The organism is Saccharopolyspora sp. NFXS83, assembly GCF_026241095.1.
In the GTDB taxonomy this organism is placed as follows: domain Bacteria; phylum Actinomycetota; class Actinomycetes; order Mycobacteriales; family Pseudonocardiaceae; genus Saccharopolyspora_C.
In genome coordinates, this window is the sequence record NZ_JAPFGB010000006.1 from 66,772 (window position 1) to 88,865 (window position 22,094).

Annotated in this window: 21 protein-coding genes; 16 read left to right on the plus strand and 5 right to left on the minus strand. The window is 72.2% G+C overall.

Annotated elements, in window-relative coordinates; translation table 11 throughout:
- Positions 1 to 108 precede the first annotated feature (108 nt).
- The 3 genes from OOZ19_RS08515 to OOZ19_RS08525 all read left to right on the plus strand — a co-directional run bounded on the left by OOZ19_RS08515 (position 109) and on the right by OOZ19_RS08525 (position 4,083).
- Positions 109 to 564 (plus strand): MarR family winged helix-turn-helix transcriptional regulator, encoded by a 456-nt coding sequence (locus OOZ19_RS08515; RefSeq protein WP_266089484.1) that lies wholly within the window; start codon positions 109 to 111, stop codon positions 562 to 564.
- A gap of 465 nt (positions 565 to 1,029) precedes the next feature.
- On the plus strand, positions 1,030 to 2,781 hold the full coding sequence (locus OOZ19_RS08520) for a sensor histidine kinase (RefSeq protein ID WP_266089485.1): 1,752 nt from the start codon (positions 1,030 to 1,032) through the stop codon (positions 2,779 to 2,781).
- Positions 2,782 to 3,375: 594 nt separating this feature from the next.
- Positions 3,376 to 4,083, plus strand: a complete 708-nt coding sequence (locus tag OOZ19_RS08525; protein WP_266089486.1) for a response regulator — start codon at positions 3,376 to 3,378, stop codon at positions 4,081 to 4,083.
- Positions 4,084 to 4,123: 40 nt separating this feature from the next.
- Here OOZ19_RS08525 and OOZ19_RS08530 read toward each other — a convergent pair whose 3' ends face one another.
- Both OOZ19_RS08530 and sfnG read right to left on the minus strand, forming a co-directional pair.
- Positions 4,124 to 5,365, minus strand: a complete 1,242-nt coding sequence (locus OOZ19_RS08530) for an acyl-CoA dehydrogenase family protein (protein ID WP_266089487.1) — start codon at positions 5,363 to 5,365, stop codon at positions 4,124 to 4,126.
- Positions 5,366 to 5,503: 138 nt separating this feature from the next.
- A complete protein-coding gene (sfnG, locus tag OOZ19_RS08535) occupies positions 5,504 to 6,628 on the minus strand; it encodes a dimethylsulfone monooxygenase SfnG (protein WP_266089488.1) in 1,125 nt (374 codons plus the stop codon).
- Between the two features lie 537 nt (positions 6,629 to 7,165).
- Between sfnG and OOZ19_RS08540 the strand changes: the two genes are divergently transcribed.
- Positions 7,166 to 7,651: an NUDIX hydrolase gene (locus OOZ19_RS08540; protein ID WP_266089489.1), complete on the plus strand. Its 486-nt coding sequence runs from the start codon at positions 7,166 to 7,168 to the stop codon at positions 7,649 to 7,651.
- On the opposite strand, the gene OOZ19_RS08545 is transcribed toward OOZ19_RS08540, so the two are convergent.
- Positions 7,545 to 8,852, minus strand: a complete 1,308-nt coding sequence (locus OOZ19_RS08545; protein WP_266089490.1) for an MFS transporter — start codon at positions 8,850 to 8,852, stop codon at positions 7,545 to 7,547. The genes OOZ19_RS08540 and OOZ19_RS08545 overlap by 107 nt on opposite strands.
- 150 nt (positions 8,853 to 9,002) lie before the next feature.
- Between OOZ19_RS08545 and OOZ19_RS08550 the strand changes: the two genes are divergently transcribed.
- Positions 9,003 to 9,920, plus strand: coding sequence for a LysR family transcriptional regulator (locus OOZ19_RS08550; RefSeq protein ID WP_266089491.1), 918 nt, complete (start codon positions 9,003 to 9,005; stop codon positions 9,918 to 9,920).
- Positions 9,921 to 10,067: 147 nt separating this feature from the next.
- On the opposite strand, the gene OOZ19_RS08555 is transcribed toward OOZ19_RS08550, so the two are convergent.
- Entirely contained in the window at positions 10,068 to 11,255 is a 1,188-nt protein-coding gene (locus tag OOZ19_RS08555; RefSeq protein WP_266089492.1) for a family 43 glycosylhydrolase, read from the minus strand.
- A 416-nt stretch (positions 11,256 to 11,671) separates the two neighbouring features.
- Here OOZ19_RS08555 and OOZ19_RS08560 point away from each other — a divergent pair, with 416 nt between their 5' ends.
- The 11 genes from OOZ19_RS08560 to OOZ19_RS08610 all read left to right on the plus strand — a co-directional run bounded on the left by OOZ19_RS08560 (position 11,672) and on the right by OOZ19_RS08610 (position 20,946).
- Entirely contained in the window at positions 11,672 to 12,490 is an 819-nt protein-coding gene (locus OOZ19_RS08560; RefSeq protein WP_266089493.1) for a CoA transferase subunit A, read from the plus strand.
- Complete coding sequence (locus OOZ19_RS08565) at positions 12,487 to 13,257, plus strand: CoA-transferase subunit beta (RefSeq protein WP_266089494.1); 771 nt, start codon at positions 12,487 to 12,489, stop codon at positions 13,255 to 13,257. Before OOZ19_RS08560 ends, OOZ19_RS08565 begins: the two co-directional genes overlap by 4 nt.
- The gene (locus tag OOZ19_RS08570; RefSeq protein ID WP_266089495.1) at positions 13,254 to 14,435 is read left to right on the plus strand and encodes a thiolase family protein; all 1,182 of its coding nucleotides are present in this window, start codon (positions 13,254 to 13,256) and stop codon (positions 14,433 to 14,435) included. Before OOZ19_RS08565 ends, OOZ19_RS08570 begins: the two co-directional genes overlap by 4 nt.
- Before the next feature lie 14 nt (positions 14,436 to 14,449).
- Positions 14,450 to 15,199, plus strand: coding sequence for a protocatechuate 3,4-dioxygenase subunit beta (gene pcaH / locus OOZ19_RS08575; RefSeq protein ID WP_266089496.1), 750 nt, complete (start codon positions 14,450 to 14,452; stop codon positions 15,197 to 15,199).
- Positions 15,199 to 15,768: a protocatechuate 3,4-dioxygenase subunit alpha gene (gene pcaG / locus OOZ19_RS08580; RefSeq protein WP_266089497.1), complete on the plus strand. Its 570-nt coding sequence runs from the start codon at positions 15,199 to 15,201 to the stop codon at positions 15,766 to 15,768. Before pcaH ends, pcaG begins: the two co-directional genes overlap by 1 nt.
- A 19-nt stretch (positions 15,769 to 15,787) precedes the next feature.
- Positions 15,788 to 17,104, plus strand: coding sequence for a 3-carboxy-cis,cis-muconate cycloisomerase (gene pcaB, locus OOZ19_RS08585; RefSeq protein WP_266089498.1), 1,317 nt, complete (start codon positions 15,788 to 15,790; stop codon positions 17,102 to 17,104).
- Complete coding sequence (gene pcaD, locus OOZ19_RS08590) at positions 17,101 to 17,886, plus strand: 3-oxoadipate enol-lactonase (RefSeq protein ID WP_266089499.1); 786 nt, start codon at positions 17,101 to 17,103, stop codon at positions 17,884 to 17,886. The genes pcaB and pcaD overlap by 4 nt, the downstream gene beginning before the upstream one ends.
- A gap of 80 nt (positions 17,887 to 17,966) precedes the next feature.
- The gene (gene pcaC / locus OOZ19_RS08595; protein WP_266089500.1) at positions 17,967 to 18,356 is read left to right on the plus strand and encodes a 4-carboxymuconolactone decarboxylase; all 390 of its coding nucleotides are present in this window, start codon (positions 17,967 to 17,969) and stop codon (positions 18,354 to 18,356) included.
- A 160-nt stretch (positions 18,357 to 18,516) separates the two neighbouring features.
- Positions 18,517 to 19,314, plus strand: coding sequence for an IclR family transcriptional regulator (locus OOZ19_RS08600; protein ID WP_266089501.1), 798 nt, complete (start codon positions 18,517 to 18,519; stop codon positions 19,312 to 19,314).
- 124 nt (positions 19,315 to 19,438) lie between these two features.
- A complete protein-coding gene (locus OOZ19_RS08605; RefSeq protein WP_266089502.1) occupies positions 19,439 to 19,945 on the plus strand; it encodes a MarR family winged helix-turn-helix transcriptional regulator in 507 nt (168 codons plus the stop codon).
- Positions 19,942 to 20,946, plus strand: coding sequence for an LLM class flavin-dependent oxidoreductase (locus tag OOZ19_RS08610; RefSeq protein ID WP_266089503.1), 1,005 nt, complete (start codon positions 19,942 to 19,944; stop codon positions 20,944 to 20,946). Before OOZ19_RS08605 ends, OOZ19_RS08610 begins: the two co-directional genes overlap by 4 nt.
- Positions 20,947 to 20,987: 41 nt before the next feature.
- On the opposite strand, the gene OOZ19_RS08615 is transcribed toward OOZ19_RS08610, so the two are convergent.
- The gene (locus OOZ19_RS08615) at positions 20,988 to 22,025 is read right to left on the minus strand and encodes a DUF3616 domain-containing protein (protein ID WP_266089504.1); all 1,038 of its coding nucleotides are present in this window, start codon (positions 22,023 to 22,025) and stop codon (positions 20,988 to 20,990) included.
- Positions 22,026 to 22,094 lie beyond the last annotated feature (69 nt).

Here is a 22,094-nt window from a genome sequence, read left to right on the forward strand (position 1 = left end):
CGTGTACACACTATCACGGGATGCGGCGCGGTCCCGCGATACCGGCCTCTCCGGGGGCGCTGATCTCGTAGGATGCGAGCCCACCGACCCGCCATCGAGGAGTGCGTTGTGCAGCTGGAAAACGCGGTGTTCCACCTGATGCGCCGAGTCATCCAGGACCACGGCGCGCGCTGGCAAGCGCGGTCGCCCGAGCTCACCAAGCCGCAGTACGCCGCGCTCACCGCGATCGACGAGAGCCCCGGCATCGAGCAGGCCGCCCTGGGCAGGCGGGCGGCGATCGACAAGGCGACGCTCGCCGCGATGCTCACCCGCCTCGAACAGCGCGGACTGGTGGTGCGCAACGTCGACCACTACGACCGCAGGCGCCGCCAACTGGAGCTGACCACCGACGGCCGCCGCGTGCTCCGGGACACCACCGCGCTGGCGGACTCGATCAACAGCGGCATGCTCGACCGCCTCAGCCCCGAGGAATCCGACCGCCTCCGCGAACTGCTCGCCAAGCTCGCCGCCGACGACTCAGGCGAACTGGCCCCGCCCCCCGAAGGCTCCCCGGCCACTGCATGACGAGTCAGCGCGAACCTCCTTCCTCGGCGTCCTGCCAGCGGCGCAGCCGCTGAGCGGCGACCACCCGAGCAACCGGCACCGCAAGCGGGTCCGCAGCCGTCTTCTCGCGACACCGGCGATCGCGCGTCGGCGAAGCCACTCGAAACATCGATCCCGCCGCGAGACGACGACTGAGGTTCCGCCACCCGCCCCCGGCCCCCGTCGAGAACGACTAGCCGGGGCCGGGGTGGTCGGTCACACTCAGGTCCTACGCTCGACCCCGCGCCGACGGCACGCGGCCGGCACACCGAGCACAGGCACGTCCTCCGCGGACACGACTGCGGGCTCCGGCATCGCGGCTCGTGCCCTTCGACGATCGGCACGAGCTCGGCCGCCGGTCCCACTCCCCCAGCCGCCGGCACCCGGGCGAGCGGCGCGTCCCTTCCGGGCACGCCGCGACGCTCCGCCCACACCGATGGATCCGCGATGTCCGATGCCTCCCGTCCCGACCCGGTCACCGACCGGCTGCAAGAGGTGGCCTCCACCCTCGGCGACCTGCGGCTCGACGAATTGCTGGGCGAGCTCCAGGAGCGGCTGGCCCGGGTGGTCAGCACGCGGGACCGGATGCAGGACCTGCTGGACGCGGTGCTGGCGATCGGCACCGAGCTCGACCTGGACACCACGCTGCACCGCATCGTGTCCGCCGCCGCGGAACTCGTGCAGGCCCGCTACGGCGCGCTCGGGGTTCTGGGACCCGACGGGGAGTTCACCCAGTTCGTGCACGTCGGCATCGACGCGGACACGGCGGCGCGGATGGGGCCGACGCCGCGCGGGCGCGGCCTGCTCGGCCAGGTCACGCGGGATCCCCGCCCGCTGCGGCTGGCGGACCTCGCGCAGCACTCGGCGTCGATCGGGTTCCCGGAGGGGCACCCGCCGATGCGGAGCTTCCTCGCGATCCCGATCCGGGTGCGCGACGAGGTGTTCGGCAACCTGTACCTGTCCGAGAAGCTCGACGGCGGCGAGTTCGGCCAGGACGACGAGGTGGTGCTGCGGGCGCTGGCCGCCGCGGCCGGGGTGACGGTGGAGAACGCGCGGCTGTTCGACCAGGCCCGGCTGCGGCACCGCTGGCTGCAGGCGTCCAGCGAGATCACCACGGAACTGCTGTCGGGCGTGAGCACCGCAGACGGCCTGCGCCTCATCGCGCAGCGCGCGATGGAGATCTCCCGCGCCGACTGCGCGCTGATCGTGCTGGCCCGCCAGGGCACCTCCTCCGGGCAGGCCCGGGTGGAGGCGGTCGCCGGGGAGGCCGACATCGAGGTGGGGATCCCGGTGAGCACGGACGGACCGGTGCTGGCCAGCCTCACCGGCGACACCCCGGTGTTGGAGTCCGACGTGTCGGCGGCCCCGGTCAGCGGGCTCAACCACGTGCTCCCCGGCTACGGTCCGGCGTTGGCGGTGCCGCTGCACTCGGGTGAGGCGGGCGCGGGCGCGGTGATCGCGTTGCGCCGCAAGGACAGCAGGCCGTTCGGGCCGGGCCAGGTCCCGCTGCTGGCCTCCTTCGCGGACCAGACGGCGATCGCGTTGGAGCTGGCCGCGAAGAACCGGGCGCAACGGCAGCTCGACGTGTTCGGCGACCGGGACCGGATCGCCCGCGACCTGCACGACCACGTGATCCAGCGGTTGTTCGCGACCGGCCTGAGCCTGCAGGGAACGTTGCGCCGCACCACCGACACCGATGTGCGGCGCCGCTTGCAGCAGTCGGTGGAGCAGCTCGACGACACGGTCCGCGAGATCCGCACCGCCATCTTCGACCTGCACTCCACACCGGAAGCCGATGACCCGGTGAGCCTGCGCCGCCGGTTGCTCGACACCGTGGCGGACGCGAGCAGCGGGGCCGGTTTCGCCCCGGGGGTGCGGATGTCCGGCCCGATCGACACCGCGGTGCCCGCGGCGTACTTCGAGCACGCGGAGGCGGTCGTGCGGGAAGCGGTCACCAACGCGCTGCGCCACGGCGAGGCCACCGCCATCACCGTGTCCATCGACACCGGCACGGACCTGACGATCGAAGTCCGCGACAACGGCCACGGCCTCGGCACCGGCACGTCCGGAAGCGGGCTGCGGAACCTGCGCGACCGGGCGGTCCAGCTCTCCGGAACCCTGGAGCTGACCGACGCGGACCCGACGGGAACGCTGCTGATGTGGTGCGTCCCGCTGCTCCCCCACTCGGATCGGGGCTGACGGCCGGTTCGCCACCGGGCGAACGGCCACCGCCCGACGACCTGGTGGCTCAGCCGCCCAGCCAGGTGGCGACGAATTTCGCGACGCGGCTGACTCGGCGCACCCGCGGTTCCGTTCCCGCGACGCCGTGGATCTCCCAGTGCTGGCCGCACTCCGGGCACGTCCACGGGCCCAGCCGGCTCGCGTCCGGCTCACACGGATGACCCCGTCGTCCTCGCCGCATCCCGTCGCCCCTCCATCCCCGAGTGCCGCCGCGCACGCAGAGGTCCGCGACGATGATCAGCACCGATAACACCACAGCGCAGCGGGAGGCGGAACCACTCCCGGCCCCGGTCATCCGACCGGGGGTGGGACCTTTGGCCGTGTGACGCGGTGTGTCCGATTCGTACCGTCGAACAGGTGAAGACGACTGGGGGCGACCGTGATCACCACGGCGAGACGGGAGACGGTCGGATGACGAGGCGCAGGAGCACCACCGCCGGAGTGCGGATCAGCTGACCAGGCGCGACCGAGCGACGCGGGAGGTAGGGCGCTTAACCTGGGGAAAAGGGGGTCAGGCACTCGCGCACCGCGGGTGGGAGCGGGGGCTGCGGCATGGACACGACCGACGACGTCCCGGAGGCACCGGGCACCACCGATGGGCTCGACGCGGGTGGCGACGCGACCCGCATCGCCCTCGTCGACGACCACGAGGTCGTGCGCCGCGGCATCGCCGACCTCCTGGAGGACGAATCCGACTTCACGATCGTCGCCGAAGTCGGCACGGTCCGGGAGGCGCTGGTGCGGCTGCCCCCGGCCCGACCCGACGTGGCCGTGCTGGACGTGCGGCTGCCCGACGGCAACGGCATCGAGCTGTGCCGGGACCTGCTGTCGGTGCTGCCGAGCGTGCGCTGCCTGGTGCTGACCTCGTTCTCCGACGACGAGGCGCTGCTGGACGCGGTCATGGCCGGTGCTTCCGGCTACGTGCTCAAGCAGGTGCTGGGGTCCGATCTGCGCTCCGCCATCCGCGAGGTCGCGGCCGGGCGATCGCTGCTGGACTCCAGCACGACCACGGCGGTGCTGGAGCGCCAACGGCGCAAGCACGCCCAGGACGATCCGCTGCGCGGGCTCACCGAGCAGGAACGGGCCGTGCTGGAGCTCATCGGCGCGGGCATGACGAACCGGCAGATCGCCGAGCGGATGTTCCTCGCCGAGAAGACGGTGAAGAACTACGTGTCGCAGCTGCTCTCGAAGCTCGGCATGCAACGCCGCACCCAGGCGGCGGTGCTGGCCACCGAACTCCGCCAGTCCAGGCCCGGTTGAGGGAACCGGGCCTGGACGGCGGATCGGGCGGTCGATCCGGTCACGTGTACCAGGTCGGTTCGGGGATCTCGCCGAGCAGCGCGTAGCGCCCCACCTCGACCCGCTTGTAGGCCACCGGGTCGTGCAGCGAGTGGGTGCGCAGGTTGCGCCAGTAGATGTCCAGGCCCGCCGAGTTCGACGTGGCCCGCGCCCCGGTCACCTCGAAGATCTTCGTGGCGATCTCCAGCCCGGTCGCCACGATCCGCTCCTTGGCCGCGGCGATGAGCACCGCCGCCGCACCGCGCTGCGCGGCCGTCACGCTCTCCCGCTCCGCGTGCAGCAGGCCTTCGACGCGCTCCCCGGCGCGATCCACCAGGGCCTCCGCCGCCCACAGCTTCGACTGCAGGTCGCCGTAGGCGTCGAGGACGTAGAACTCCTCGGTGGCGCTGTCCTTGTTGTCCCCGCCGAACGGCCAGGCGCGGGTCTTCTCCTTCGTGTAGGAGGTCGCCGCGTCCAGCGCGCCCTGCGCGATGCCGAGGTAGAAGTTCGCGAACACCAACTGGATCGTGGGCGTGTTCAGCGTGTTGTAGACCAGCGGCTGGAACTCCTTGTCGACGTACCCGGCCGCCGACGCCCACGGCACCCGCACCCCGTTGATCTCGACGCTGCCGGACTCGGTGAGCCGCTGGCCCAGGTTGTCCCAGTCGTCGCCGTAGACGATGGCCTCCTGATCGGAGGGCACGATGGCGAAGATGTGCTTGTCGGTGCCCTCCAGCACGCCTTCGAGCACGGTCAGGTCGGAGACCTTGCTGCCGGTCGAGAAGGACTTCCGCCCGGTGTAGACGATCTCGTCGCCCTCATCGGTGATGACCACGTCGGAGTCGCGCGGGTTCACCGCGCCGCCGAAGAACAGATCGCCCTCGGTGTAGAGCCGTTCGACGGCGGCGATCTGGGCGTCGGTGCCGACCAGGCGCACCGCCCATGCCCACAGGTAGTGGTAGCCGAGCAGCTGGCCGATGGAGCCGTCGCCCTTGGCGACCTCCCGGATCACCCGGTACGCGGTGCTCCAGGTCTGCCCACCGCCGCCGTGTTCGACGGGTCCGAGCAGGGTGACCAGCCCGGATTCCTTGAGCAGCCGGACTTCGGCGTGCGGGGTGGAGCCCGCGCGGTCGCGGGCGACGGCGTCGGTGGCCAGCAGCGCCGCCACGTCCTGCGCGCGTTCCAGCCAGCCCTCCGGGGTGCCGGGGCGCTGTCCCCAGCGCCCGGCGGTGTCGCCGACGGTATCGGTCTCGGTGGTGCTCATGGAGATTTCTCCTTGCTGTGCGGGAGGGAACCGGTGAGTGCGGGGTACGAATGATCTTCGTTCGTCGTCTTGTCCGCGGCGGAGCCGCTGAGGTTCCGCCGTCTGGACACCTGCGCGGATCACGCGAGGGACGACGTCTCAGGAGACGCCGATCGGGTCGCCGGTGCGGTCGAGGTCCGCTTCCAGCTCGCGCACGATGGGCAGCACGTGCTCGCCGAAGTGCTCGACGTCTTCGAGGTAGTGCAGGAATCCGAGCAGCAGCAGGTTCGCGCCGCGCTTCTTGTACTCGATGATGCGGTGCGCGATCTGCTCGGGAGTGCCGATCAATCCGGTGCGGAATCCGTCGTTGTACTGGACGAGGTCGGCGAATTCGGAATCCGCCCACATGCCCTTGCCGTCGGAGGTCGATTTCCCGGCCTGCCGCACGGATTTCCGGAATCCTTCGACGGCGTCCACGTCCGCCTTGTCCACGATCTCCTTGAGCACGGCCTTCGCCTCGGACTGGGTTTCCCTGGCGATGAGGAAACCGTTGAGCCCGAAACGCACGGTGCGCCCGTTGGCCGCGGCCCCTTCCCGGACGTCGGCGACCTGTTCGCTGAAGCCGTCGAAGTCCTTGCCGTTGCTGAAGTACCAGTCGGAGACGCGCCCGGCCAAGGTGCGCGCCGCCGAGGAATTGCCGCCTTGGAAGATCTCCGGGTGCGGTCGTCCCGGAACCTCGAACGGCTGCGGACGCAGGCTGAAATCGCGGATCCGGTAGAAGTTCCCGGCGAGGTCGAAGTTCGGCTCCGTCCACAATCCGCGCAGCACGCGGATGAACTCCTCGGTGCGCCGGTAGCGCTCGTCGTGCTCCAGCCACGGCTCGCCGAGGCCGGTGAACTCCTCCTTGAGCCAGCCGCTGACGATGTTCACCGCGAACCGGCCTTCGGAGAGGATGTCCGCGGTGATGCCGAACTTCGCCAGGATCGCCGGGTGCCACAACCCGGGGTGAGCGGCCACGATGAGCTTGAGCCGCTCGGTCGCCAGCAGCAGTCCGAGGCTGAACGCCGCCGGGTCGTGCTGCTGCGCGGCACCGTAGCTGGAGGCGTAGCGCACCTGGCTCAGCGCGTATTCGAATCCGCTGCGTTCGGCGAGCACCGCGAGTTCCTTGTTGTACTCGAATCCGAAGTTCGTGCGCTGTTCGATCTTGCTGGTGACCAGGCCACCGCTGACGTTGGGCACCCAATAGGCGAATTTCAGCGGTTCGGCAGAGCTGTCTGCGGACACGTTCGTCTCCCGTCGTGGAGCAGGCGGCGCGAGCGGTGCGCGGGATGGATTTCCGGGCATCGCGAGGAAAGGGGCCTCGACCGTCGAACATCACCGGTCCGGAATCGGATCGGTGGAAACGGCGAGGTGGCACGGGACGCCGGGCGGGGCCGCGCGACGCGGCGCCCGATCGGCGATCACCGGAAGGGGAAGGAACTGATGCCGCCTCCGGAACGAGGCGGGACGATCAGATCAGCGACGACAACCCTGCGCGCCGACGCGGGCGAAATCCACGTGGCGCCTTCTGGTCAGCCTGGTCGCGATGAACACGATTTCATCCGACCAGAGCACCGGAATGGTGTCAACAGCGCAGCGGGGCGGTTCCACTCATCGGACACTTCCGCCGTTCGATCCACAATGGATGGTCGACCGACCGGATCGGGCGGTCGTGGAGATCTCCGCGCGGCGAAGCGCGACGCGCCGCCCCGCGCCCGGTAACGTGATCGGTTCGATCATCGGCGGACGCTCGCCGGGACACGCAGGGAAGGGGATCCAGCCATGGCCAAGTTCACCTGGCACACCCGCGCCGTCCCGAAGGGCCTACCCGTCCGCCAGGTGTACGGCTTCCTGTTCGCACCGGACGGACGGGTGCTGATCCGAGTGGACAGCGGCAAGCACTCGCTGCCCGGCGGTCGTCCGGAACCGGGCGAGTCCGCCTACGTGGACATCCTGCGGCGGGAGACCTACGAAGAGGTCACGCTGGACATCGCCGAACCGCACTACCTCGGCTACCAGTGCGTCGACGACGGTTTCGCGCCGTACGCGCAGGTGCGGATGGTCGCCGAGATCAGCCGCGTGCACCCGCCGGAACCGGACCCCGACAACGGCCGCACCTACCTCCGGCTGCTGGTGCACCCCGGCAAGGCCGGCGACCTGCTCAACTGGGGCGAGACCGGTCACCAGCAGGCCTCGGCCGCCGCGAACGCGGCCATCGCGGTGCTCGGGCTCCCCCACGAGGGCCTCCCGGACAGCGGTTACCTCTGAGGAGTCCTCGCCGTCCCCGCGCGCAGGAACGACCGTGCGACGGCGCCTCCGGGTCCGGCCCACCCCGGGGGACGCGCGCGAACACCACCGCCACCGCGGCCACCGGCACCAGCGCACCGGCCACCGCCGTCACCCAGGACATCGCGGTCTCCAGGGGACTTCCGAGGGCGACCAGCCCGACGGCGATCGCCGGACCTCCCGCACCGAGGTAGAAGGCCAGGTAGAGCGCGCCGACGACGGCACCTCGCTCGGTGCGCGGCGCGATGTCCTCGACGGCCGCCGCGGCACCGCCGTAGGCCAGTCCGTGCCCGGCACCGGCGACGACCGCCGCGCACAACGTGATCGGGATGGAGCCGCCGCCGGTCGAGGCCAGCAGGACGAGGCTCGTGAACAGCCCGGCGAGCCCGGCCAGTTGCGCGGACCGGACGCCGACGCGGACCACCAGGGGTTGGACCGACGCGGAGCAGACCAGCACGGCGCCCAGGACGAACCCGGTGGTCGCCGTGTCGACTTGAGCCGCCCGGTCCAGCAGCGCCGGGACGACCGCCAGGAAGAGCCCGACCACGGCCCAGGCGAGGAACCCGGTCATCGCCGCCGCCGCGAAGGACCACCGCACGCCGCGCGGAATGCGCGGTCGCTGCGGACGCAGGCGGCGCGAAGTCCCGATGCGCGCCCGGAGCGCCGAGACGCGGCGCCAGCCGAACCACAGCAGCAGCAGGTGCAGCAGGTACGGGGTGCAGCCGGGCGCCCACAGGTACTGGGCCAGCACCCCGGCGGCGACCGGCCCGGCGGCCGTGCCGAGCAGGAACGCGGTGCTCGCCAGGGCCGTCGCCCTGCTCCTGCTCGAACCGCGGGCGTTGTCGCTGATCAACGCGGTGGCCGCCGCCGTCGCGGCCCCGAGCGCGAGGCCCTGCGCGGCGCGACCCGCCACCAGCCACGCGGCGTCCCCGGCGAACGCGAAGCACAGCGAGCCGACAGCGGCCGAGAGCGTCCCGGCCCGCAGCACCGACCGAGCTCCCAGCACGTCCGAAGCCGACCCGAACAGCAGCAGCACGGGTGCGCTGACCAGCGCGAACGTGGCGTAGAGCAACGTCATGGCCAGATCGCTGATCTCGAAGGCCCGCTGGTAGTCCGGGTACAGCGGGCTCGGCAGGTACGCCCCGGCGGTGAGCACGACCAGCAGGTAGATCCCCGTGCGCACCGCACTCGCGCGTGCCGCGCGCTCCGGCTCGGCAACGGTTCGGACGTCGGGCGCGGGTGATCGCTTCGTGGGCAGCACACCGACAGCCTGCGGTCCATGACCGGTGAAGAGAATCAAACGTTTCTCGACCCGACCGTGCAAAATGGTCGAATGATCGATCCCAAGCTCAAGGTGCTGCAGCTGGTCGCGCACCACGGCACGGTCACCGCCGCGGCGACGGCGCTGCACTACACTCCCTCGACGGTCTCGTACCAGCTGCGCCAGCTCTCCGAGGAGCTCGGCGTCGAACTGGTGACCCAGGCCGGTCGCGGAATCCGCCTCACCGCCGCGGCCCGGACGGTGCTGGACCACGCGGAAGCACTGCACGCGCAGGCGGAACGCGCTTACGCCGAGCTCGCCACCGCCGTGGACGAGCCGGCCGGCTCCTTCACGCTGTGCGGCTTCTCCACCGCCGCGACCCGCCTGCTGCCCGGGACCGCCGCGGAGTTGCGGGAGCGCTTCCCCCGAGTGCGCGTCCGGATGGTCGAAGCGGAACCGGCCCGTTGCTTCGACCTGCTGCTCGCCGGAGACGCCGACCTGGCGCTGGTGATCAACACCGCGGCCACTCCGCCCATGTCCGACCACCGCTTCGAGCAGTACCCGCTGCTCGACGACCCGCTGGACCTGGTGGTTCCCAGCGATCACCGGCTGGCGAGCAGGGCGACCACCACGCTCGCCGAAGCCGCCGACGAGCCCTGGATCGTCGGCAGCCCCGGCACGACCTACCACCACCTGGTGCGCACCGCCTGCATGACGGCGGGCTTCAGCCCGAACATCGCCCACCACGCCGACGAGTGGGACACCGGAACGGCGCTGGTCGCCCATGGATTCGGGATCATCCTGGTCCCCCGGCTCGCCCGGCTGCACGCCGATTGGCCGGTGGTCCGCGTCCCGCTGCACGGCGAGCCGGCCCCCGCCCGCCGCATCCTCGCCGCCACCCGGCTCGGCGGCCGGGACCACCCGGTGACCGCCGCGGCCCTGGAGGCGATCGGCGCCATCGCGCAGAACCTGCTCCCGCCGTCCCGGTGAGGAGCGGGAACGTCGGCCCAGAGCTGGTGCGCCCAGCGGACTTCCGTTCGGCCGGACCGTCGTGACCATCCGCCGCGGAGGGATCCGGTTCCGCGGCGGCGAGCAGTCCGTTCGCAGAGCACGTGGTCGACAGCCGGTCGCGCGGGCTCACTTCCGGCGCTGGACGTAGATGCGGTCGCGTTCCGGGCCGGTCCACTCCATCCGCACCACGCCCGGCACCGCGGAGTCCTCGATCCGCGGGTGATCGGCCCAGTAGCCGGCGGCCGGGTTCCGGAAGAACGTCGCCCACAACCCGCCGTCGGCGTCCACGAAGAGGTTGTTGTGACCGGCGCCGACACCGGCGGTCCAGCGCTTCGAGTACGGCCCTTCGAACGCGTCCGACACGGCGATGATCGCGTCGTACTGGTACTGCTTCCCCTTCAGCGCGTAGGCGTACCGGTCGCGGCCGGACTCCCGGCTCCAGGCGGCGTGCACGAGGTAGTACTTCCCCTCGTGCTTGAGCACGTGAGCGCCTTCGAGGTACGGCTCCTCCGAGTACCGGGTCTGCTGGAACTCCGGGAGGTCCGTCTTCTCGACGATGTCCTCCATGTCGTCCTGGAATCGCGCGTGCAGGTCGTTGTGCAGCACCAGCCACGCGTTGTCGCCTTCGGCGTAGAGGCCGCCGTCGATGTGGAAGTAGACCTCCGGGTCGACCCCGGGCGGCGCGTCGCCCACCAAGTCGCCGAACGGCTTGTCCAGGTTGCCCTCGGCGACCCGGTACGGTCCCTCGACACCGCCTTCGCTCTTGAGTAGGAACGTGCCGACCTTGCGGGAGTGGTCACCCGTGCACGCGACGACGTACCAGCTGCCGCGGAAGTAGTGCACCTCCGGCGCCCACACGTTGCCGCGCTTGCCCTCCTCGTCTCGCCAGTACTCCTGCCACGGGGCGACGACGGTGCGTCCGGGCCCGTTCTCACCCGCGAACTCCGGTGACCACACCTTGCCCTTGTCCGCTCCGGGCCGGATGCCGGTCGTGTCCACCAGCCTCCACGGCCCGTCCAGCGAGTCGGCGATCCACACGAAGATGCCGTCGTTCCACGGCGCCGGGCCGGGGCGACCGGCGGGGCGCGTGGTGCCGGTGGCGACGTAGACCGGCGTTCCGTCGACGACGAAGCAGTTGACGTAGGTGTCCCGGATCCAGGTCCTACCGAGCTCCTCGTCCCTCGGGCTCAGTTCGAGTTCGAGCACGCGGGAGTTGTCACCCCTCGGCCACAGGTCCTCGCGGACGTCCGCGGTGCCGTAGGGCTCCTTCTCCGGCCAGTTCGGCGGATGCGCCTGGTACGCGGAAGCGGACATCGGTTCCTCCTGGTCGTGTCTGATCCCCGGACGCGGTGCGGGCCGACGCCTCCGTCCCGCGGCGAAAGCCCTGCCGGACAGCACACCGCACTCGTCCACCACCGCAGCGACCTCCGACCACCCGCGAGGGAAACCTCCGCCCGGGTCCGCCCGCTCGCGCCGCCGCACCCACCCGTGCGACCGGAGTGAACGGACCGTTCGACCCACGAGACGAGACGAACGGTCCGTTCACCCGAAGCCTCCGCGCAGACACGTCGGCGGGAACGAGTGAACGGACCGTTCGACCAAGTCGATTGGACGAACGGTCCGTTCACTCCACTTCCGTCGCAGCGGCGGGCGCTTGACCGGCGTGCTCCCGCAGCACTACGTTCGCTTTCAGCACACATGTTCACTATGCGCACGATCGGAGCGGATCGGTGGCACGCATCCTGACCCTGAGCGAGGCGATCGCGGAACTGGTCGCCGACGGCGACGCGATCGCGCTCGAGGGCTTCACCCACCTCATCCCGGTCGCGGCCGGGCACGAGATCATCCGGCAGGGCAAGCGGGACCTCACGTTGTGCCGGATGACGCCGGACATCGTGTACGACCAGCTCATCGGCGCCGGATGCGCTCGGAAGCTGGTCTTCTCCTGGGGCGGCAACCCCGGTGTGGGGTCGCTGCACCGGTTCCGCGACGCGGTGCAGCACTCCTGGCCGCGACCGCTGGAGATCGAGGAGCACAGCCACGCGGGCATGGCCAACCGCTACGCCGCCGGTGCCTCCGGGCTGCCGTTCGCGATCCTGCGCGGCTACACCGGCACCGACCTGCCCGCGCAGACCGACTCCATCAAAACCGTCACCTGCCCGTTCACCGGCGAGGTGCTGGCCGCGGTGCCCGCGCTGAACCCGGACGTCGGCGTCGTGCACGCCCAGCAGGCCGACCGCGAGGGCAACGTGCAGATGTGGGGCATCACCGGCGTGCAGAAGGAGACGGTGCTCGCCTCGAAGCGGTCGTTGGTGACCGTCGAGGAGATCGTCGACGAGCTCACCCCGCGCCCCGGAGCGGTCGTGCTGCCGACATGGGCCGTCACCGCGGTCGCCGAGGTCCCGGGCGGCGCGCACCCCTCGTACGCGCAGGGCTATTCGGAACGCGACAACGCCCACTACCAGCGCTGGGACGCGATCTCGCGGGACCGCGCGGAGTTCGAGTCCTGGTTGAGCCGCGAAGGACTGGCGGACAGGAGCGCACGATGACCGAGACGTTCACCGCCGACGAGATGATGAGCGTCGCCGCCGCGCGCTCGCTCACCAACGGTTCCGCCTGCTTCGTCGGCATCGGCCTGCCCAGCACCGCCGCGAACCTCGCAAGGCGCACCCACGCGCCCGAGCTGGTGCTGATCTACGAATCGGGCACGCTCGGAGCCAAGCCCGACCGGCTGCCGCTGTCCATCGGCGACGGCGCTCTCGCCGACACCGCCGACTCGGTGGTGAGCGTGCCGGAGATCTTCAACTACTGGCTGCAGCCCGGACGCATCGACTTCGGATTCCTCGGCGGTGCGCAGATCGACAAGTTCGGCAACATCAACTCGACGATCATCGGCGGGGACTACGCGGCCCCGAAGGTGCGGCTGCCCGGCGCTGGCGGCGCTCCGGAGATCGCCGCGTCGTGCCGCGAGGTGCTGGTGGTGATGCGCCAGAGCACCCGCAGCTTCGTGGAGTCCGTCGACTTCATCAGCTCCGTCGGCTACGGCACCGGCAAGGGCGACCGGGAACGGCTGGGCCTGCGCGGGCGCGGACCCGTGAAGGTGATCACCGATCTGGGCATCATGGAACCGGACCCCGAGACCTGCGAACTGACGCTGACCCACCTCAGCCCCGGCGCGGACGTCGAGCAGGTGCGCGCCGCCACCGGCTGGGACCTCCAGGTGGTCGCCGACCCGACGGTGCAGCAGGCTCCGAGCGAGACCGAGCTGCGGGTGCTGCGCGAGTTGAAGGCGACGATCGAAGGAGATCAGGCATGACCGAGGCCGCTTACGTCCTCGATTCGGTGCGCACCCCCGTCGGCCGCTACGGCAAGGGCCTCGCGGCGGTGCGCCCGGACGACCTCGCCGCGCACGTGGTGCGCACCCTCGTGGAGCGCACGCCCGGCCTGGACCCGGCGCGCGTGGAGGACGTCGCGTTCGGCAACGCCAACGGCGCCGGCGAGGACAACCGCGACGTCGCGCGGATGGCGGCGCTGCTGGCGGGGCTGCCCACGAGCGTCGCGGGCGCCACCGTCAACCGCCTGTGCGGCTCCGGGCTGGAGGCGGTGATCGGCGCGAGCCGGGCCGTGGAGACCGGGGACCAGGAGCTGGCCATCGCCGGTGGCGTCGAGTCGATGAGCCGCGCGCCGTGGGTGCTGCAGAAGCCGGAGGGCGGTTTCCCGCGCGGCCACGAGACGTTGCACTCGACGACGCTGGGCTGGCGGATGACCAACCCGGAGATGCCCGAGCGGTGGACGATCGCGCTGGGCGCCTCCGCGGAACTGCTCGCCGACCGCTACGGGCTCACCCGCGAGCAGCAGGACGAGTTCGCGGTGCGCAGCCACCGGCGCGCCGCCGCCGCGTGGGACGCGGGGCTGTTCGACGGCGAGGTCGCGGCCGTCCCGGGCACCGAGCTCACCCGCGACGAGGGCGTGCGGCCGGACAGCTCCGTCGAGGCGCTGGCGAAGCTCAAGCCCGCGTTCCGCGCGGACGGCACGGTCACCGCGGGCAACTCGTCGCCGCTCAACGACGGGGCCGCCGCGTTGCTCATCGGGTCGGAGTCCGTCGCCGGTGAGCTCGGTGCGGCCCCGCTGGCGCGCATCGCCGGCCGCGGTGTCGCCGGGGTCGATCCGGACGTGTTCGGCATCGGGCCGGTGCAGGCGGCGAACACCGCGCTGCGCCGCGCGGGCATCGGCTGGGGCGACCTGACGGCAGTGGAGCTCAACGAGGCGTTCGCCGCGCAGTCACTGGCCTGCCTCGCCGAGTGGCCGGAGCTGGATCCCGAGATCGTCAACGTCCAGGGCGGTGCCATCGCCGTCGGTCACCCGCTGGGAGCGTCGGGAGCGCGCATCCTGGGGTCGCTGGCCCACCAGCTGCGCCGCGCCGGTGGCGGCTGGGGCCTGGCCGCCATCTGCATCGGCGTCGGGCAGGGCCTGGCCGTGGTCCTGCACGCGTGAAGGAGGAGTCGACGATGACCGCCGAGACCACCCCGCAGCAGTCCGGCCTGCTGCTGCCCCGCTACCGGCGCGACGACGCCTCGCACCCGGCGCTGGACACGCCCGAGTACCGCTCGTCTGCGTTCCGGTACCCGAAGCAGCCGCTGCAGCTGCTGCCCCAGTACCTCACCGAGGTCACCGGCCCGCTGCTCGGCCACGACCGGGTCGGTGACGGCGACCACGACCTGACCGCCGGCCACGACGGGGAGCCGCTCGGCGAGCGGATCGTCGTCAGCGGCCGGGTGCTCGATTCGGACGGCAGGCCCGTGCCGGACACGCTGATCGAGCTGTGGCAGGCGAACTCGGCGGGCCGCTACCGGCACGCCGGGGACCGGCACCCGGCTCCGCTGGACCCGAACTTCACCGGTGTCGGGCGGGCCATGAGCGACGAGCGGGGCGAGTACCGGTTCGTCACCATCAAGCCCGGCGCCTACCCGTGGCGCAACCACGACAACGCGTGGCGACCGGCGCACCTGCACTTCTCGCTGTTCGGGCAGGCGTTCACGCAGCGGCTGATCACCCAGATGTACTTCCCCGGCGATCCGCTGTTCCACCAGGACCCGATCTTCAACTCGGTGCGCGATCCGCGGGCCCGCGAGCGCATGATCAGCCGGTTCGACCTGGAGAGCACGGTGCCGGAGTGGGCGATGAGCTACAAGTTCGACATCGTGCTGCGCGGGAGCGCGGCCACCCCGTTCGAGGACGACGAGGAGGACGACGACTGATGGCCGATTCCGCTGAGGTCACCACGCCGTCGCAGACGGTCGGCCCCTTCTACGCGCTGCCCGACGGTCTGCTGTGGCCGGACGGCCCGGAGGTCGTCGCGGCGGGCACGCCGGGGGCGTTGGCGGTGCGCGGCACGGTGCTCGACGGCAACGGCGATCCGGTGCCCGACGCCGTGATCGAGATCTGGCACGCCGACGAGCGCGGGCGGTTCTCGCACCCCGCGGATCCGCGCGGGGAATCGGCCTCGTTCCAGGGTTTCGGGCGCTGCGGCACCGATCCCGAGGGCGGGTTCTGGTTCCGCACCGTCAAACCAGGTCCGCTGCCGACGCCGGACGGGCGCACCGAGGCGCCGCACCTGAACGTGACGGTGCTGGCCCGCGGCATGCTCAACCGCCTGGTCACTCGCGCGTACTTCCCCGACGAGGCCGCCGCCAACGACGCCGACCCGGTGCTGTCCGAGGTGAGTCCGCAGCGCCGGGGCACGCTGGTGGCGGTGGCGGAACCGGACGGGGTGCGCTTCGACATCCGGTTGCAGGGCGACGCCGAGACCGTCTTCTTCGAGCTCTGAGGCCGACGTGTTCACCCCGATGTTCAGCACCCCGGACGCCCAGCGGCGCACCGGCAGCGCGGCGTGGGTGCAGGCGATGCTCGACTTCGAAGCGGCCCTGGCGCGGGCGCAAGCTCGCGCCGGGGTGATCCCGGAGTCCGCGGCCCACGAGATCGAGGCGCACTGCCGGGCCGAGGAGTTCGACCTGGACTCGATCGCACGGCGCGCGGTCGCCTCGGCGACGCCGGTGATCGCGCTGGTCGGCGACCTCGCGGAACTGCTCGACCCCGCCGCACGCCCCCACGTGCACCTCGGGGCGACCAGCCAGGACGTGCTGGACACTGCCGCGATGCTGGTCGTGCGCCGCACGCTGCGCGGGGTGCTGGGTGATCTGCGCGGCGCGGCGGACCGGTGCGCGCGGCTGGCCGAGGACCACCGCGGCACGGTGATGATCGGGCGGTCGTTGCTGCAGCAGGCGCTGCCGACGACGTTCGGGCGCCGGTGCGCCGGGTGGCTGACCGCGCTCACCGAGGCCACCGCCGCGCTGGACCGGGTCGTGGCGGAGCGGCTCGCGGTGCAGTTCGGCGGCCCGGCGGGGACGTTGGGGTCGCTCGGCGATCAGGGCGTTGCGGTGCTCGGGCACCTCGCCGGGGAGCTCGGCCTCGCCGAGCCGGTGCTGCCGTGGCACACCGACCGCACCCGCATCGGTGAGCTGGCGGGCGCGCTGGGCGCGGTCGCGGGCGCGCTCGGCAAGATCGCGCTGGACGTGGAGCTGCACGCGCAGACCGAGGTGGGCGAGCTGGGCGAGGGCAGCTCCGGCGGATCGTCGGCGATGCCGCACAAGCAGAACCCGGCCGGGTCGGTGCTGATCTCGGCGGCGGTGCACCGGGTGCCGGGCCTGGTGTCCACGTTGCTCGCGGCGATGCCGCAGGCGCACGAGCGGGCCGCCGGGTCGTGGCAGGCGGAGTGGGAGCCGTTGGCGGAATTGCTGCGGCTGGTCGCGGCAGCCGCCGCGGGAACGGAGCGGCTGCTGGCCGGGCTGCGGGTGAACACCGCACGCATGGCGTCCAATGTGGACATCACGGCGGGTCTGGTGATGGCCGAGAGCGCGTCCTCGGCGCTGCGCCGGGAACTGGGCCGCGCCGAGGCGCAACGGCTGGTGAAGGAACTGTGCGCGCAGGTCGCCGACCGCGGGGGCACGCTGCGCGCGGCGCTGCTCGGCGACGACCGGGTGCGCGCCGCGCTGTCCGAGGCGGAGATCGTTCAGGCGACCGAGCCCGGCGACCACCTGGGCTCGGCGGGCGCGTTCATCGATCGCGCGCTGGCGCGGCACGAATCGGGAGGGAATCCGCAATGACCCCGCACTACGAACTCGCCGGCCCCGAAGGCGCCGAGGTGGTCGTGCTGTCGAACTCGCTCGGCACCGACCTCGGCCTCTGGGACGCGCAGCTGCCCGCGCTGTCGGAGCGCTTCCGGGTGCTGCGCTACGACCAGCGCGGCCACGGCCGCACCCCCGCCACGCCCGGCCCCTACGACTTGGCCGATCTCGGCGGCGACGTCCTGGAACTGCTCGACCACCTCGACGTGGAGCGGGCGCACTTCGCCGGGGTGTCGCTGGGCGGCATGACCGGGATGTGGCTGGCCGAGCACGCCCCGCAACGCCTGGACCGGCTCGCGCTGATCTGCACGTCCGCCGAGCTCACCCCGCGCCAGGCGTGGCGCGACCGCGCCGCGCAGGCCCGGCGGGACGGCACGGCGTCCATGGTGGACGGATCGCTCGGCCGCTGGTTCACGCCCGCGCTGGCGGCCGAACCGGACGTCGTGGCCCGGTTCGGCGCCGCGCTCGCGGCCTGCGACGACGAGGGGTACGCCAGCTGCGCGGAGGCCATCGCGGAGCTCGACCTGGTCGACGGGCTCCCGCGGATCACCGCCCCGACGCTGGTCATCGCCGGTCGCGACGACCCGGCCACTCCCCCGCCGCACGCGGAGCGCATCGGCGCCGCGGTCCCGGGCGCGCGGGTGGAGATCCTGCCCGGCGCCTCCCACCTGGCCAACGTCGAACGCGCCGAGACCGTGAACCGCCTGCTGCTGCACCACTTCACGAGGAGCCTGCACGAGTCCTCGCACGATGACCTCTGATCTGCGCCTCGTCTGCGGCAGAGCCGCCGAGGTTCCGCCACCCGGCCCACGACGCGGGCCGTCCTGAAAGGACTTCCCAGATGACCGACGACACCACCCGGCACGAGCGGGGCATGGCGGTGCGCCGGGACGTGCTCGGCGACGCGCACGTGGACCGCGCGGTGGCGAACACGACGGAGTTCACCGCGGGGTTCCAGGACTTCATCACCCGCTACGCGTGGGGCGAGTTGTGGACCGGCGACGGCGTGCCGCGCCCGACCCGCAGCTGCCTGACGCTGGCGATCCTCGCGGCGACCGGCTGCGAGGAGGAGTTCGCGATGCACGTGCGCGCCGCCCGCCGCAACGGCGTGTCCCAGGCGGAGATCCGCGAGGTCCTCATGCACGTGGCGATCTACGCCGGGGTGCCGAAGGCGAACCGCGCCTTCGCCCTCGCCCGCGACGTGCTGGCGGCGGAGGGGTCCGGCGGTTGAGCCAGTGCGGACGTGACCGCGGGGTCGTCGGGCTCGGCCGCCGGATCGGCGCCGGTCAGCGCGCGGCGGCGGTGGGGACGGGTAACGGGCGGTCCGTCCGGTATGGAACGGTGGTGGCGGGACGGCGGCGTCCGGCCACACCGGATGAGCGAGGAGAGCGATGGAACCGGCTTCGGAATCGAGCGGCTACGTGCAGTCGCTGGCGCGCGGCCTCGCGGTGATCCGCGCCTTCGACGAGTCCCGCCCGGAGATGACGCTCAGCGACGTCGCCCGCGCCACCGACCTGTCCCGCGCCGCGGCCCGCCGCTTCCTGCACACCCTGCTGCAGCTCGGTTACGTGTGGACCGACGGCCGGGTGTTCGCGCTGACCCCGCGCGTGCTGGAGCTCGGCTTCGCGTACCTGTCGAGCGTGTCGCTGCCGGAGATCGCGCAGCCGCACCTGGAGCGGCTGGTCTCGCGCGTGCACGAGTCGGCGTCGGTCTCGGTGTTCGACGGTGAGGACATCGTCTACATCGCCCGCGTGCCCACCAGCCGCATCATGACGGTCTCGATCAACATCGGCACCCGGTTCCCCGCCTACGCCACCTCGATGGGACGGGTGCTGCTGGCGCACCTGCCCGCCGATCGGCTCGACGAGTTCCTGACGGGGGTGCGGCTCGACCCGCTCGGCCCGCACACCGTCGGCAGCCCCGAGGAGCTGCGCGCCGAGCTGGCCCGCATCCGGGAGCAGGGCTGGGCGCTGGTCGACCAGGAGCTGGAAGCCGGGCTGCGCTCCATCGCGGCACCGATCCGGGACCGCTCGGACCAGGTGGTGGCGGCGGCGAACATCTCCTCGCACGCCAGCCGCACCACCGGTGAGCAGGCGCGGGAGAACCTGCTCCCCGCGCTGCTGGAGACCGCCGAGGCGATCCGCGCGGACCTGCGCGTGGCGCCCCGCTCGGCGTCGGCCGCGCGCTGACCCTGCGCTGAGGACGCCGGGGCGACCGCTCTCACGCGCTCGTTTCGACCCTGCTCGGTCCGGCCTCCGCCGAGATGCCGGTACGATACCGGTATCAGCGCGACCGGAGCGACGGGAGGACGTCTTGGCCGAGCCGCCCGCTACCCGCGGCGACCGGGTTTCCCGCGACGGGTGCGACCCGCTCGACGTGATCGAGTTCCAGACCGCGGTGCTGGTGCGGAACCTGGAGATGCTGTGCCGCCGCGGCGACCTCTACCAAGAGGTGGACCGCGCCGGATACCTGCTGCTGCGCACCCTGATCGCGCGCGGGCCGTCGGACATCACCTGCCTCGCCGCCGCGCTCGGACTCGATCCGTCGACCACCGGCAGGCAAGTGCTGGCCGCGCAGCGGGCCGGGTACGTCACCCGCGCTCCCGGCGGCGCCGATCGGCGCCGGTCGATCGTGCACGTCACCGGCCCCGGCGTCGACGCCGTCGACGCCGTGCACGCCCGCCGCCGCACGTGCACCGAGGCCATGCTCACCGGCTGGAGCGAGCAGGACCTGCGGGTGCTGTCCGACGTGATCACCCGCTACAACCAGGCCATCGCCGACGAATTCCTCGACACCGACCCGCCCGGAGGGGCTTCGTGACCACACCGCACGTCCCGCTCAACGTCCTCGACCTCGTGTCCGTCAGCGATGGTTCCACGATGGCCGACGCCATCGCCTCGTCCATGGCGGCGGCCGAACTCGCCGACGAGCTCGGCTACTCGCGGGTCTGGTACGCCGAGCACCACAACACGCAGCACCTCGGCGCCACCGCGACCGCCCTGCTCATCGCCCAGGCCGCGGGCCGCACCGAGCGGATCCGCGTCGGCTCCGGCGGCATCATGCTGCCCAACCACGCGCCGCTGCAGGTCGCGGAGTCCTTCGGCACCCTCGCCCAGCTGCACCCCGGCCGCATCGACCTCGGCCTGGGCCGCGCCCCCGGCACCGATCAGCTCACCGCGCAGCTGCTGAACCGGTCCGGTTCGGACGCGCAGAGCTTCGCGAACTCCCTCTACGACCTCACCGGCTGGTTCGGCGACGAGGGCCGCGCGCACAGCGCCCCGGTCACGGCGGGGCCCGCCACCGGTACGCACGTGCCGCTGTGGGTGCTCGGGTCGACGGTGAACGGCGCGTCCATCGCCGGGCAGCTGGGCCTGCCGTTCGCGGTGGCCTCGCACTTCGCCCCCGCCGGCCTCGACGAGATCCTCGAGGTCTACCGCTCGTCGTTCTCCACCGACGCCCCCACCGCCCAGCTCACCGAACCTCGCGTGATGGTCGGCGTCAACGTCGTCGTCGCCCCCACCGACGAGGAGGCCGTGCGGCTGTGGACCACCGCGCAGCGCATGTTCCTCGACGTGCGCAGCGGCAACCGCCGCGGCCTGCAGCCGCCGACGGAGCCCGAGGAAGTCGGCGGCGAGCACGAACGCCGCTTCGCGGACTCGATGCTGAGCATCAACGCGATCGGCTCCCCGGACACCGCGGTGCGCGAACTGGAGGCGCTGGTCGACCGCACCGGAGCGGACGAGCTCATCACCGTCACCTACTGCCACGACCCGGCCGACCGCCTCCGCTCCCTGAAGCTCCTCGCGGGCTCCTGGTTCTGAGGACGGGGCCTTTCGGGCCGGCTGCTCGACGGGTCCGCGGCTCAGTCCAGTCTCAGGACGTCCGCCAGTACGGTTCCGGGCTCCGGGAGGCGGGACGGGGCGGGGCTGTCGTAGACGACGAGGACGTCGCCGTCGGGGAGGACGGCGACGCCTTCGGCGTGGTCGTCGCCCTCGCCGAAGGGCAGGTCGGCTTCGCGGACCAGCTCTTCGCCGCGCACCACGCCGGGGGCGTCGAGGCGGGCCGCGCCGGGCCAGCGGTACAGGCGCACCGGGCCGTCCAGGGCCATCGACGGCCCGGCCAGCACCAGCAGGTCGTCGCCGTCCGGGCACAGGTCGCGCACCCCGAGGCCGTCGAGGTCGAGGAAGTGCTTGGCGTAACGGTGGGGACCGTCGACCTTGCGCAGCACCAGCTCCCCGTCGTCCTCGCGCGGGGCGAGCCGCAGCACCACGGCCCAGCCGCGCAGCACCGGCCCGCGCAGGCCGAGGAAGACCCGCTCCGCGCCGGGGTCACCGTGCGCGGCGATGCCCTCGACGTCGAACCCGTTGTCCTTGCCGGGAATCGCGAGGAACGGGCTCAGGTGCGGATCGTCGGCGAGCAGTTCCCGCAGTCCCGGTTCGCCGAGCGCGGCGCTGCGCTCGCCGAGCGGGCCGCGGCGCACCGGGACGCCGTCGGCGGACAGCGCGACCCGGGCGAGGACCCGGCGGCTCGGCTCCGCCGACACGGTCGCCAGGCGCTTGGCGGCCTTCGCATCCGAGTGGTGCGCCTTGGGCTTCTTGCGCTTCGCGCTGTGCGAACCGACCGCCCACAGGAACGGTCCGCTTCGCGCCAAGCCCTCGATGTCGATCTCGTCGTCGGCCGCGCCGGGCAGTTCCAGCACCTCGGTCAGGTTGAACGAGGCGTGTTCGGCGTACTCCACCGGCCGGGCGCCGGTGCGCGTGAACCGTTCGACCGTGGAGGTCTCGTCGCCGCCGATCCACAGGTGCCTGCCGTCGGTGCGCACCGCGGACAGGTTGACGTGCGTCTCCGCGCGCACGGCATCCGCGTGGAAGCGCAGTGCGGCCGAACGTGTGATGCTCATGGTTCTTCGTACACCGGCCCTCACCCGTCAGCGCAGGGACCGGCGACCCCGATTCCGTCCCTGGGCCGA